This is a genomic window from Bradyrhizobium sp. USDA 336, assembly GCF_044908355.1.
GTDB classification, from domain to species: Bacteria; Pseudomonadota; Alphaproteobacteria; order Rhizobiales; family Xanthobacteraceae; genus Bradyrhizobium; species Bradyrhizobium yuanmingense.
In genome coordinates this window covers 4,305,740-4,318,955 of sequence record NZ_JBIYDC010000002.1, presented here as the reverse complement: position 1 = coordinate 4,318,955, position 13,216 = coordinate 4,305,740, and the positions used below count along the sequence as shown (strand labels likewise).

Here is a 13,216-nt window from a genome sequence, read left to right as displayed (position 1 = left end):
ATTCGACAGCAGGATACGGCCCGAAAAGAATGAGCGCCGCAATGGGCGCTCATTTGCTTGCTTGAGTTGCTTGATAGCCGATCTATGAGAACTACTCGTGGCGCGGATAATATCTAAACCCGTGCTGCTTGATGAGCTCGTCGCGCTTTGCGGACCCGAGATCTTCCTTCATCATTTCTCGAACCAGGCTTTCGAACGACGTCTTGGGCTCCCAGCCAAGTTTCTGCTTGGCCTTTGACGGGTCACCAAGAAGTGTCGCGACCTCCGTGGGGCGGAAATAGCGAGGATCGACCGAAACGACGCACTTGCCGGTCTTGGCGTCATATCCCTTTTCTTCGACGCCGCTTCCATCCCAACGGATCGTCATACCGACTTCGTTGGCAGCGACATCGACAAAATCTCGGACCGAATGTTGCACGCCAGTAGCGATCACGAAATCCTCGGGCTTGTCCTGCTGCAGCATCAGCCATTGCATTTCGACGTAGTCGCGCGCGTGTCCCCAATCGCGCAAGGCATCCAGATTACCCAGATAAAGCCTTTCCTGCAGTCCCAAATGGATGCGCGCCAAAGCACGCGTGATCTTTCTAGTCACGAAGGTCTCGCCGCGGACCGGAGATTCATGGTTGAAGAGGATGCCGTTGCAGGCATACATCCCATAGGCTTCGCGGTAGTTGACCGTAATCCAGTAGGCATACAGCTTGGCGACCGCGTATGGTGAACGCGGATAGAACGGCGTGGTCTCCTTCTGCGGGATCTCCTGGACCAATCCGTAAAGCTCGGATGTTGACGCTTGATAGAAGCGCGCCTTCCTATCCAAGCCGGTAATACGCATGGCCTCGAGGATGCGCAGGGTGCCGAGACCGTCGGAGTTCGCCGTGTATTCCGGCTCTTCGAACGAAACGGCAACGTGGCTCTGCGCCGCAAGATTATAGATTTCGTCTGGCTGCACTTGGCCAACGATGCGGATCAGGCTCGAAGAATCGGTGAGATCGCCATAGTGAAGCCGGAAGGGCGGGTCGGGCTCGTGCGGGTCGAGATAAAGATGATCAATGCGGTCCGTATTGAAGAGGGAGGTCCGGCGCTTGATGCCGTGAACCTCGTATCCCTTCTGCAGAAGAAGTTCGGCCAAATAAGCGCCGTCCTGCCCGGTGACGCCGGTAATAAGTGCTCGTTTCTTTGTCATATCAATCCCAAAATGGAAATTTGTGCTTACACGAAACTGACCTGGTTAGGGAGGGTGAACCGGGGCGAAAATCAAGCTTAGATTAACGGCGTTTGACTCAGGCGCTGGGGCCGACGACCTCCCAACCGAGATGCAGCAGACTTCAGTGGTGGCGTTCGTTCCGCACTTGGCCGTAGCCAGGCTGAAGTGTCCGTGTCCGAGCTACGCGAAAAAGCGGATCGGACGATAACTTTCCAGGCATGAGCCGGTTGTCGTCAGAGCGCTACTTAGAAGACTACAACGTCCCGCGTCCACCGCTGTGGATCCGTACCTGACTCCGCCCGCACGATAGTGAACCGGTCCAACGCGTCGACCAGCGGCGTGACGACCGGACTTAGATTGTCGAGCACGAGGACCGCTCTTCCCTCGCGCACAAGCAGCACGAGGTGGTGTTCTCCGGTTGCTCGGATGACGACCTCTGCGAGAAGGAGTGCTGAACTGGGCCAACCGGACCGTAGCAGCAGATGCCGCTTGGTGACGGCATAGTCACCGCAATTGCCTTCGTATGGGAATATCTGCCACTCCGCGTCACGCCGGCTTGCGGGCGGATCCTTCGGCGCTATGCCGAAATTGACCGTTGAATTGATCTGAGCGAGTTCTCGCCAACGTTGAATTGAGGAGCGGAAGTCTCGGATCCTGCGATCATCGTGGCGCCGGCAGTCCTCGGGATATTGAATGCAGAACTGTGAGAATGACAGCGGGTGGCGACACCGCTTGGGATGCGTAGTTTGAATGGGCGGGCTGGCTGCAAACGCAATACATCATGGCCAGCATGCATGCCGCATGTCTGATCATCGAAAGTTCGCCTGACATCCTTGATTGTTAGGCGAAGTATATTGCGGTGCAATGGAATGGCTATGACAATTGTGAGGCAATCGCTGCACAATCGTGGTGCAGCTTGCGCGATCTCGTCGGCTGAAGGCGACTATAGTCGTCCTTGGCCTTGAATTTCTGCAGGATCTATCTCGTAACGACATTGGAGTCGGCGGCTCCTGCTTCACATCCTGTTGCCTCTATAGAGGCCGATAACCGAATGAAGTTAAGGTCCATGCAGAGGTTCTTGATCCTGTTCGTGTCGCGACCGTACCCTGTCGTGGGCTCATGATGTGAGCTCATGCTTCCCGAACTGCTGGTGGCCCGAACCGTGTCGTCAGCTCGGTGGTTCTCAGGGGTTCACTAAAAAACCGCCGCAGCGCGTTCAGCGTTGCGGCGGCGATTGCTAGTGGTGCGCGGTTCTCAGTGGCTTAGCTGACCGGGCTCCCGAACTTACCGCACGTACCAATATCCCCACCAGCGCTGGGACACCGGCCGTGCCTGCGCCTTCATCGCTGCGACTTCTTCGGCCGGGCGAAGCTGCGGGCCATAGACCGCCGGCGGGTAGACGTCGTCCCAGAACACAAGCCCGCCCTGGACGGCGGCTGCCCGCTGTGACGGGGCAAGCGCGAGCTCGGCGGCTGATGTCGCGGATGCTGCCAAAGTGAGGCCGAGAGCGGCCAGGGCAATGGTTGGAATAAGGGCGCGGAAGTTCATTGGATTGAATCCCTCATGAAATGCGATGGGTGATAATGCGACGGGTTCCGGATGGTTGCAAGGGTACGGGCAGGCCGGCTGACGCCGAATTTCCGGTTGCAGGAGCGCATGGTCTCGCCGAGGCGCGTCGGATCGACCGCGACGAGCCTTGATGCATTGGGCTGCGAGAACGTCTCTTAGATATGTGGTCGTCATATATAGAGAGTGTTCGATGATCACCTCCGGCCGTGACGAGGTCAGACAGAGGTCGGCAGCTTTGCCACGCGCGCGGCATGCATGGAAGCGATCGAACCTTGAACATTTTTTCGGCGCTCGTGAATCCTCGAGAACCATGATGTCGACACACTGCTCACTCTTGATAGGACGCGCACGATCCAGGACGGCTCCCAGGACGACTCTCATGACTACTGCGTTTGTCTCTGCTTCCATTTTCGGCGCTGGTCTCATTCTCGGATACGCGCTACGCGCCTGGCGCGTCCAACGAAGAGCCGTGAGCTCATCCAGCAGCGCCTTGCGCCGGGCCTCGCGGCCCGCTCCGACCTCGACGTTCGGCCACGCTCGGCGAGCCTTCTAGGCATCGTCCCATTCGATGACGGTATCCAGCTTCACACTGAACCCGATGGGACATGACGACATGAGTGAGCCCAAGAAGGATGCGCCGCGACGCTACATCGTGGACGGCGCCGGACAGCGCGTGCTTGTCGGTCTGACGATCTCGGAAACGATCGAGTTCGAAGCGCTGGACAAGCCGGACACCCGTCCCGGCGCCGAGCTGCTCGGGGAGGCGGCGCGCGTCCGAGAGGCCAGGCTTGGCGAACGTTGGGTGGAGCTCTACGTCAAGCACGAGCGAGCCTGGAGCGACTGGATGGCCCAGACGCGTGCGCGGCCGGCGCAGCCGCAATTGCTCAACTAGATATCGCGAACGTCCATCCCCTCCCTGAGACGGTCTCGGGCATCGGTGGCAGGAGGCTGAAGCTCATCACACCGCGAGCATACGGCTTCCCTGGATGCTCATCAGGGTGAGGTTGCCGGTCGCATAGGCGCCGGTGTCGATATTGGCGCGGTTGGCCAGTAGTTCGGCGCTGCGGACCGGCGTATGGCCGTGGACGATATATTTGCCGAACTGCTCCTCGCTCTGCAGGAATTCCTCGCGAATCCAGAGCAGATCGCGCTCGGTCTGCTCGGCGAGCGGCACGCCCGGGCGAACGCCGGCGTGGACGAAGAAGAAGTCTCCGCAACTGAAGCTCAGCCGCAGATTGTCCAGGAATTCCAGATGCTCGGTCGGCATGGCGCGAATCAAGTCGCGCAGGATCGATGCCGGCTCGTCGCGCCTGAGATCGGGCGGAGCAAGCCCGTAGGACATCAATGTCTGGGTCCCGCCGAAGGCGATCCAGTCCTCGAACAATGAAGGGTCTTCGAACACCCTCACCAGAAAGGCCTCGTGGTTGCCCTTGAGGAAGACCGCATTTCCCCGGCGGCTCCGCTCGACCAGGATGTCGAGGGTGGACCGCGTATCCGGGCCGCGATCGATGTAGTCACCCATGAAGACTTCGACGGCATAGCGCGGCCGGCTGCGCGCAACGTCGGCGTCGATCACCCGCAGCATGGGCTCGAGCAGATGCGCGCAGCCGTGAATATCAGAGATCGCGTAAATGCGGACGCCGTCCGGCAATTGCGGTTTGGGAAGCGACGGGTGGGATCGCGCAAAAGATTTCATGGCGCTCATCGATCGGGTGGTCGGAAAAATATCCCCAAGTCACCGGCACCGGAGAGCGTCCATCCAACGCGAACAACGCGAGTTCCGTGGGGCCGCAGCTCGTTGTCGGTGCCGATCACGCCAAAAGAAGGGCACGGCATTTTTTGCCGACTTGTTTGATGGACTTCGGGAACGAGAGGGGGCCGTAGGAATTGCATCGCTGCCTCGGCGTGTGCGGCAAGTCTGCATGACTCGTCGCAAATTCTCGCATACACCCGCAGATAGAAATCTCTGGAAATTCTCGCAAGTGATCCGATGTTTGCGTTCGTCGGCAGCAAGCAGCGCCTCAAACTTGAGCGAACAGCGGCCCGTGCAACGATAGCGTCGCATCGGATGCGGAACTTGATTCAAAATAGGGCAGTTCGTTCGCTCGTATGTCAGCACTGTGACGACATTTTCAGCGCATCGAATTTCGCCGCGCATCTCAACGCGACACATCGTCCGTGCGCCGCAAAAGTTTCGCGTGCAGCGCCACAATGTCGCTGCGATCGACCAACACTTTCCGTGCGGGGAATTGACGAGTCTTCAGCATCACGATGAGCGTCAGGCACTCTCTATACGCAGAGGTTCGAATGGCTGTTGCAACTTACGGTTCTGAAAGCGCTCATGCGCTGTCATCTGCGCGCGGCAGTGCGCTTCAGAGGCCCTTTCAGGTCGTCGTCATCGCTGCTGACTTTCTGTTGATCCTGCTGAGCTACGCGGCGGGAGCTTCGCTGTATGGCGTGGTGGTCGCATCGCCGCCCGACGGTGCATCGGTGGGAGCCGGATTGTTTGTCGGCGTGGTGTTCGTCGGGATCGCCTATTTCCGGGACGTCTATTCCACGCACCGCCTGCTCAATCTGGTTTGGCAGCTTCGAATGGCGGCCTTTATCTGGCTGACGTCGCTCACGATCCTCGCCGTTGCGGCCTTCCTGCTGAAATCGACCGACAATCTGTCGCGCGGCACCGTCATCGTCTTCGCCGTGATCGGCGGGCTCGGTCTGATCAGCCTGCGCTTCGTCTGGCAGGCCGTGTTCGGCACGAGCTTTGCGAGAAGCCGCCTGGTCGACCGCAAGGTGATCCTGCTCAGCCTGAAGCCGCTCGACTTTACCTCGAGCCGCTTCAAGGATTTGCGCAGGAACGGCTTCGACGTCATGCGCCATTTCGTGCTCGGAGAGGACCGGGATGACGGCCAATGGGAGCGGCAGATTCGCGACGTCATCCGTCAGTCGCGCGCGGCCAACGTCGACGAATATCTGCTCGCGATCGACTGGAACGAATTGCCGATGCTGCGCAAGCTCGGGCCGTATTTGCGCGCCGTTCCGCAGCCCATTCGCCTGCTGCCGGACGATTCCGTTGCCGACCTCGTGACCCGTCCGTTCCTGCCGGTCAGCGGAACCGTCGCGGTCGAGATTCAGCGGCCGCCGCTGACCATTCTCGAGCGGCTGCAGAAGCGCTGTCTCGACGTCGGCGTCGCTCTGTTCGCGCTCGTGCTGCTGACGCCGCTGCTGCTGACCGTAGCCGTGCTGATCAAGCTGGATTCGCCGGGAAGCGTCATATTCCGGCAGTCGCGCCGCGGCTTCAACGGCAAGCCGTTCGAGATCTGGAAGTTCCGCACCATGACGGTTGCCGAAAATGGCGACACGGTGACCCAGGCGACCAAGGGGGATGCTCGGGTCACCAAGATCGGGCGCTTCCTGCGCATGACCAGCATCGACGAGCTGCCGCAGCTCTGGAACGTGCTACGGGGGGACATGTCGCTGGTGGGACCGCGTCCGCACGCGCTCGCTCATGACAATTACTACGACGAGCTGATCAGCAAGTATGTCTACCGCCATCACATGAAGCCGGGCCTGACGGGCTGGGCTCAGGTGAACGGATTCCGGGGCGAAACGCCCACGATCGATCTGATGGAAAAGCGGGTCGAGTACGACGTCTGGTACGTCAGCAATTGGAGCATCTGGCTCGACCTGAAGATCATGGCCCGCACCGCGTCCGCAGTGATGTTCCAGGAAGCCTATTAGCCGCTCGATCTCTCAATCGCCGGAAACCTCCGTCCCGGGGCCTCAGGTTCCATTTCGCGGCGGCCTGCGGAAGAGGCGCATGATCGCGTCGCGCAGCGCGAGCAGCGGCGGCACGAGCACGAAGAAGGCTCCCATCGCGACGGAGACGATGACATGGCGGATCGAGAAAGGCTCGTCCTGCTCGATCTGGCGCCGGCTCGGGTCGATGGGCGCGGGTGAGAGCGTCGTCGCCATGGGGCGGCGGAGCGGCTTGCGTGGAGGGACCACGATCAACACGAACAGAATGTTGAGCAGGACCCAAATAGTCAAAATCGTCAGGACGATCAGCATCCGAGCCTACCGGAAAAATAACTGCGAGTAATGAGCCGAGATTAGCCCCGGGGAACCGAGAAAGAAAGATGCCTAAAGTTTCGGCATTTTCAGGCATCCAGGCTCGGATCGTCTTATTGACAGCTGATGGCACCGGCACAATTTTCCCGGCGACCACCGTATCCGTCAATCCTCGCTTTTGGCTAGAGCAATAACTGTAAGTTGTGGATTCCGGACGAATACGGAGCCCGCGAGCAGGTCCGGAGCGCTTGCCGCATCTCCGGTCCGTGCGCGAGGGCGCAGGGGATGCCCATCCAAGCGACCGCCAAGCACGAATAAGGCCCACTGCCAATTGGCAACGGGCCCGAGCTCATTCCAGTTCTTCAGTGGGAGGGCGCCTCGCCTCCGCCTAGGCGTGCTCGACGTAGTAGCTGTTGTGGTGCTTGCCCTTGTAGGCCTCGATGCGCTTGAGCATCTTCGGGTTCGCACGGTTGAGCACGGCGCCGATCAGCTTCTTCTGGAGGACTTCCGAACCCGAAACCGACTCCTGCAGAGCGGTTCGCGTGGTCTGGCCCCATTCGATGACGTAGACCATGGCGTCGATCAGGAAGCTGACGGCCTTGGAATCGGCCACCGGCATCACCGGGGCGAGATCGATCACGATGTACTCGTAGTGCTCCTTCAGCACCTTGAGCAGCTCGGCCATTGCCTTGGATCCGATGACGTCGGCCGAATTGACCATGCGCGAGGCCACTACGGAGGGCAGGAAATCCAGTCCCGTCTCCTTGCTTCGCTGCACGTGGTAGCCGAGGTTCGCGGGATCGTTGAGAGCCTCCACGAGGCCGGTCTTGGCGTTGGGCGCGAGCTCCCGCGTCAGCGAGCGCGTGTGCAGATCGCCGTCGATCAGAACCGTGCGATGCCCGGTGAGGGCGATCAGCTGCGCGAAATTGGCGGCCACCGTCGTCTTGCCCTCCTTTGGAAGCGAGGAGACGATTCCGATCACCTTGATCTCGCGGGTCAGACGCGCGACGTCGATCGAAACCTTGATGTTGCGCAAGGTCTCGGCAAAGCGTGAGAACGGATGATCGACGACGTAGCGGGAGAGATCGGGAGGGCCGGTCTTCGCTGACGTCGGGAGCAACGCGCCGGCCTTCGTCGGCGGACGTATGTCCGGCAGCACGCCGAGGCATTTCACGCCGAGCTCATCCTCGACCTCGCCGGGGGTCCGCAGCACGTCGCTCAGCAGTTCACGCGCAAATGCCGCGCCGAAGCCGAGGCAGAGGCCGCCGACCAGGCCGCCCACGAGGGCGAGGACCGTTCGGGGCGAGCTCTTGCGGTCCGGCTTGGTGGCGGTGCTGATGAGGCGGGCCTCGCTGAGGGGAAAGCTCTGGTTCTGCGTCGCGCTTTGCAGCTTTTCCAGGAAGTTGTTGTAGAGATTGCGGTAGGTGTCGGCGGCACTTTCGAGATCGCGCAGCTTGACCTCGGCCTGGCCCTTGTTGCCGGCCTGGGCGACGAGGTCCTTTACGTTCTTCTCGAGCGAGGCCTCCCGGCTCTTCGCGATCTCGTAGTCGCTGCGATAGGCGTCTGCGATCCGACGCACCTCGTCGGCGATGTTCTTGCGCAGCTCGTCCATCTTGTTGGCCAGATTGACCGCCGCAAGGTGGGTCTTGCCGTAGCGCCTGGACCAGTCGGAATATTGGGCCTGGAGGTCGAGATATTGAGCGCGCAGACGGGTGATCACCGAGTTGTTGAGGGCATCCGTCACGGTTGATTGCGCAACATCCTGATCGGAGATCGTGTCGATCCGGTCAAGCCGGGCCTTGGCTTCGGCGGTCGCAGCCCGCGCCTGAACTAGCTGCGTGTTGAGGTCGGACAATTGCTGCTCGGACATCAGGCCGCGGCTGGTTCCGACGATGTTGTTCTCGGCCTTGAAGGTCTGGACGGCGCGATCGCTGGCCGATGCCTGCTCGCTCAGCTCGAGGCTGCGCTGCTGCAGCCATTCGGTGGCCCGCTTGGTGGACTGATATTTGGCCTCCAGGGCGCCGACGAGATAGGCACTGGCGATCGCGTTGGCGATCTTGGCGGCTTTGTCGGGGCTCCGCGCTTTATAGCTCAGCGACAGGACATATGTCGTCAGCACGCGCTCCGTACGCAGATTCTTCTGAACCTGCTGGACGACCGCATGTTCGATTCGCTCCTGGCTTGCTGGTTCGCCGGAGCCGAATAGCGATGTCAGCTTGCCGATGATGATAGAGAGCAGGCCGGGATTGGAGCCGTTGAACTCCGGGTCTTCTGTCAGCTTCAGGCGGCGGACGACGGACAGAATGAGGTCGTCCGAGTTGATGATCTCCACCTGGCTGTCGACGTAGCCCGTGTCGATCAGGGCGCTGCTGGCGTTGCTGTCCTTGTCCAGAACTTGCGTCTGCCGCGTATCCATCATGATGCGGGCATTTGCCGTATACATGGGCTGCGCCATGGCCAGGTAGACGATCACCAGGGCCAGCGAAGCTCCCGTACAGACCGCGATGATCGGCCATTGGCGGCGAAGGACGTCGGCCACGCGCTCGAAGCTGAGGACCGCCCCGCCGAATTCGATGCCGAATCGGTGCCCCGACTGGAAATGTTCCCTAGGCTGGTACATGTGCTAATTCGCTGCCTTTGACGATCATGGATCAATTCGGAAGGGGGACGGGCTTGAACGGATTGGCCAGCTTGGTCCTCCACTCGCCCTCGAGCAGGGCGCCGCCGCGGCCCGGCTGCGGCGAGGTCTTGATTTGCGATTGGGCCTGGGCGCCGGAGCTGTCCTCTCCGGCGCCGGAATAACCGGCCTGCACGTTGAGATCGCCGATCCGCTGCACGAAATCCCTGATCTTGCGCGCGGCGTCCGGCTTGGTCGACGTGCAACGTGCTTCGGCAAGGCGCAGCGCAGCGCCGATGGACGAGCGATCGGCTGAAGCCGACGCCGAGATGAGCGTCTGGACGGACGGCAGGACCGACGGATTCGTCGCGACGTAGCGCGCGAGCCAATACCGCAACTTCTCCTTGTCATTGCGCAACCGCTCGAGGAGCGAGGACGGCGACTTCACGAAGGTGTCGAGTTCGAGTTGCGAGGCGCGGTCCGAGAATTCGACGCACTGCGCGCGGCAAGCACCGGCGCTCGACACGATCAGCGCAGAACCAATCAAGACAATCGCTAGCCATCGCGGCTGCGCATGACGACGTGTTAGTCCGCGGCCCATCCGTGTTCCTTGCTTCTGTTGCAATAGGAGAACAGGTGAAACTTGACAGGTAACTGTGTCATCTTTTTGTGCGACGCAAAAGCTGGTGCAAAGCTGGCGACAAAACAAGCCCGAGCCCGCTTGTTCGCCGGTTGCAAAAACAAGCTCTACAATGCCTGCGAGATCGGCAAATCACGCCCATGAATGTTGCAACCTGAAAACATATCGGGCACTCGGCGCAGTCGCTCGTCGCAAAGCCGACACAAGTCACGACGCGCGTTTATTGTTCCCCGTTGGCGAAAGAATTTTTCGTGCGACATTGGCACGCAGCAATCAATGTGCTGCAAGGGCCTCGATCGCAACAGTGCCGAATTTCGTGCACACTTTGCGCGCAAATACCCGCAATCATCCCATGCCGATTGGCTTGCGCGCCGAAGCAGGCGCACGTCGGATGAAAAGTGGCATGAACTTGGCGCTCGCATGTCCGAATGATCTGCAAGCTTTGAAATTATTGTCGGTCGTCATGCATCGAATGCGGCTCCGTGATTGCAGAGATTGATCACGCGTTGAGACCTGATACACACTGCTGCGGTGCAACAGCTACGGAATGTTGATGTGACGGAGTTGGTTCATCGTGAGAAGGCGCACGTCCTGCCGCTCGACAGCATCCGGGGGATCGCCGCGACTTCCGTGGTGATCCACCATCTGCTGCTGATGCCAACCTTTCTCGCGGCATTCCCGCACAACGCCTGGATCAACTGCTCCTTCTTCAGGAGTGCATGGCTGCTGGTCGATCTGTTCTTTGTTCTCAGCGGAATGGTCATGGCGCTCAGCTATGTCGAGAACGACTTCACGCGCTTCTCGCTGCGCGAATTTATGGTACGGCGCCTGGCGCGAGTCTACCCGCTGCATATCGTCATGCTGCTGGCAAACCTCGTCTTTCGCCTGCTGCGCATCGGCCTGGTCATGGCGGGGGTGGTCGTCGCCGCGCCTGCGGCGTTCGAAGTGAACAATGCCTATTCCTTCGGCCTCAACGTCCTGCTTCTCCACTCGATGGGGTTCATCGACTATCTCAGCTGGAATGCGCCGAGCTGGAGCATCAGCGTTGAGTTCTACACCTACCTGGTGTTTGGTCTGATCGTTCTCATTGCCCTGCGCATGCGCTCGCTGGCGTGGTTCTATGTCCTCTCCGGGCTGCTCGCGGTCGGAAGTCTCGTCTTCATCATCTTCGTGCTCGAAAAGAAGAGCATCGAGCTTCAGACGGATTTCGGCTTGCTACGCTGCTTCGTCGGCTTTTTCCTGGGCGTCTTGATGGTGAGGATCGTCGATCGCCTGCCGGCCAAGCCGGGGCCTGCCGTGCAGGGCGCATTGCAATTCGTCGCCATGATCGCGAGCATCGTCCTGGTGTCCCTGGCGGAGGCCAATCCTGCCGCGACCTTCCTCGCGCCAGTGATGTTCGCGATCTTCCTCGGCAGCCTGCTGGCCTTTCCGGATGCGCTGCTGGTGCCGCGGATCCTGGTGGCCAAGCCGCTGATCTGGTTGGGGCGTCGTTCGTACTCGATCTATATGGTGCACGCGCTCGTGGTGCTGCTGGCTGAATACTTCGTGCGGGGCGTGGGGGCGGGGCGAATCGCCGCCCTGGATTCGATCTGGGCAGGCCTGCCGGCGACGCTGAATCTCGTCGTTTCACTGGCCGCCGTGCTCGCGGTTTCGCACCTCACCTATCTCTATGTCGAAATTCCCGGCGGCAGGCTCCTGCGAAATGCATTCGGAAGCCCCCCGGATTTTGCGCCATCCCCCGCCCAATCGGCGCGGCTGAGCAACTGAGCCGCGCATGAGCACCTTCTCGCTGCAACCCCGCAGGATGATGCTGATCAGCCTCAATATCGAGGCGATCGCGCTCGCAGCCTATCTGGTCCGGGATGCCTTCGGCGGTATGATGCGGTACTACACCAGCATCATGCATTTGGACGCGCTTTGGTTCGTGCCGGATGGCATTGCGCTTCTGTGCCTGGTCCAGTTCGTCGTGCATTGCATCTTGCGCAATCGCAGTATCATGGCTGCAGTTGTCCTCGTGCAGATCATGCTGTCGCTGGTGCTCGGCTACTTCATGCTGGGGACGGTCAACGCGGCGATGTCGTCGTTTAAGATGATGCTCCCGGTGTTCGTCGGATTTTGTTTCTGCGACACCAGTCTGGGCTCCTACAAGAAGTTGCTGTCGGTCATCGCCGCGACGTTCTACCTCTCGCTGATCGGCGTGCTGCTGACGAAATTCTACTTCATGCCCTGGGTCGGATACAAATATGAGTCCTTCGGCGCCGTTCGTGAGGCGGGTCGCTTATGGTGGGCCTATGGCGGTGACGATCAGCGTCTCACGGGCTTTGCTGCCGAAAGTACCATGGCGGCCTTCTTCATACTCGTGTCCTTCGCAATTACGTCGATCCGTAAGAGCACGATTTGGTGCCTTCTGTACGGCTCTCTTGCGGTCTACATCATCCGTCTGACGACCAGCAAGACGACCATGATCGTCCTCGTGCTCTACTTGATTCTGCTGGTGTTCGTGCGGATGCTCCCGGAGAAGTCGCGCTTCTCCGCGATACGAAACATTGCATTGTGGTCGTTTGCCGCGATCCTGGTGCCGTTCTTCATGATCGTGCTCGCTTCGGGTACCGCCGCGGTGCCGCACACGACCCTGTTCAGCATCGTCGACCGCATCAACAACAGCTGGCAACTGCCGTTCGTCTACCTGAGCCAGCTCATGCCCGTTGGTCTCGTGACTGGCTGCGGCGTGGGCTGCTTCAACTATCCGCAGAAGCTGTTCTCGCCGCTCGCCCCCTTCTGGGTTCCCGTCGACAATTTCTACATCGGCACGTATCTGATGTTCGGACTCCCGTTCGTCGCATTCATGGTGATGGTATTCCGGGCGACGTTCGGCACGACCGACGTCTACAAGCTGACGCTGATCTTCGTCGTCAACTTGTTCACGATCACCGTTCTGAATTACGGCCCGGCGTCCGGCCTGCTGATCATCGCGTTGAGCTTCAGCGAAGTGTTCTCGCGGCGCGCCGCCACGGCGCGGGCGGGCGACGCCGTGCCAATCATCGTACGGCCACCGATGCCGTCATTAGAAGGCTTCCGCCCGGATGTACCGGCGGCGAGCGGAAGCAGGTGAGAACGA

Annotated in this window: 11 protein-coding genes; 4 read left to right on the top strand and 7 right to left on the bottom strand. The window is 60.3% G+C overall.

The features are described from left to right. Window positions 1-91: 91 nt before the first annotated feature. From gmd to ABIA45_RS21070, 3 genes are all read right to left on the bottom strand, one after another. On the bottom strand, window positions 92-1,183 hold the full coding sequence (gene gmd / locus ABIA45_RS21080; RefSeq protein WP_271538516.1) for a GDP-mannose 4,6-dehydratase: 1,092 nt from the start codon (window positions 1,181-1,183) through the stop codon (window positions 92-94). A 266-nt stretch (window positions 1,184-1,449) separates the two neighbouring features. After that, the gene (locus ABIA45_RS21075) at window positions 1,450-1,899 is read right to left on the bottom strand and encodes a transglutaminase-like cysteine peptidase (protein WP_404655719.1); all 450 of its coding nucleotides are present in this window, start codon (window positions 1,897-1,899) and stop codon (window positions 1,450-1,452) included. 589 nt (window positions 1,900-2,488) lie between these two features. Beyond that, window positions 2,489-2,752: a hypothetical protein gene (locus tag ABIA45_RS21070; RefSeq protein ID WP_271538512.1), complete on the bottom strand. Its 264-nt coding sequence runs from the start codon at window positions 2,750-2,752 to the stop codon at window positions 2,489-2,491. Window positions 2,753-3,386: 634 nt separating this feature from the next. Here ABIA45_RS21070 and ABIA45_RS21065 point away from each other — a divergent pair. Next, window positions 3,387-3,665 carry a hypothetical protein gene (locus tag ABIA45_RS21065; RefSeq protein WP_404543485.1) on the top strand — a complete coding sequence of 93 codons (279 nt, stop codon included), beginning with the start codon at window positions 3,387-3,389 and terminating at the stop codon, window positions 3,663-3,665. 66 nt (window positions 3,666-3,731) lie between these two features. On the opposite strand, the gene ABIA45_RS21060 is transcribed toward ABIA45_RS21065, so the two are convergent. Continuing rightward, on the bottom strand, window positions 3,732-4,469 hold the full coding sequence (locus ABIA45_RS21060; RefSeq protein ID WP_081492935.1) for a metallophosphoesterase: 738 nt from the start codon (window positions 4,467-4,469) through the stop codon (window positions 3,732-3,734). A 611-nt stretch (window positions 4,470-5,080) separates the two neighbouring features. Here ABIA45_RS21060 and ABIA45_RS21055 point away from each other — a divergent pair. Continuing rightward, window positions 5,081-6,511 (top strand): undecaprenyl-phosphate glucose phosphotransferase, encoded by a 1,431-nt coding sequence (locus tag ABIA45_RS21055; protein ID WP_370129450.1) that lies wholly within the window; start codon window positions 5,081-5,083, stop codon window positions 6,509-6,511. A 42-nt stretch (window positions 6,512-6,553) separates the two neighbouring features. Here the strand turns inward: ABIA45_RS21055 and ABIA45_RS21050 are convergent, their stop codons facing one another. The 3 genes from ABIA45_RS21050 to ABIA45_RS21040 all read right to left on the bottom strand — a co-directional run bounded on the left by ABIA45_RS21050 (window position 6,554) and on the right by ABIA45_RS21040 (window position 10,083). Next, the gene (locus ABIA45_RS21050) at window positions 6,554-6,841 is read right to left on the bottom strand and encodes a hypothetical protein (RefSeq protein WP_404653465.1); all 288 of its coding nucleotides are present in this window, start codon (window positions 6,839-6,841) and stop codon (window positions 6,554-6,556) included. A gap of 388 nt (window positions 6,842-7,229) precedes the next feature. Then, complete coding sequence (locus ABIA45_RS21045) at window positions 7,230-9,461, bottom strand: Wzz/FepE/Etk N-terminal domain-containing protein (protein ID WP_157286761.1); 2,232 nt, start codon at window positions 9,459-9,461, stop codon at window positions 7,230-7,232. Window positions 9,462-9,492: 31 nt separating this feature from the next. After that, on the bottom strand, window positions 9,493-10,083 hold the full coding sequence (locus tag ABIA45_RS21040) for a hypothetical protein (RefSeq protein ID WP_404653463.1): 591 nt from the start codon (window positions 10,081-10,083) through the stop codon (window positions 9,493-9,495). A gap of 570 nt (window positions 10,084-10,653) precedes the next feature. On the opposite strand from ABIA45_RS21040, the gene ABIA45_RS21035 reads away from it, so the two are divergent. Together ABIA45_RS21035 and ABIA45_RS21030 are read left to right on the top strand one after the other, a co-directional pair. Next, the gene (locus ABIA45_RS21035; protein ID WP_404653461.1) at window positions 10,654-11,865 is read left to right on the top strand and encodes an acyltransferase family protein; all 1,212 of its coding nucleotides are present in this window, start codon (window positions 10,654-10,656) and stop codon (window positions 11,863-11,865) included. Between the two features lie 7 nt (window positions 11,866-11,872). Further along, window positions 11,873-13,210: a hypothetical protein gene (locus tag ABIA45_RS21030; RefSeq protein WP_404653459.1), complete on the top strand. Its 1,338-nt coding sequence runs from the start codon at window positions 11,873-11,875 to the stop codon at window positions 13,208-13,210. The last annotated feature ends 6 nt before the right edge of the window (window positions 13,211-13,216 follow it).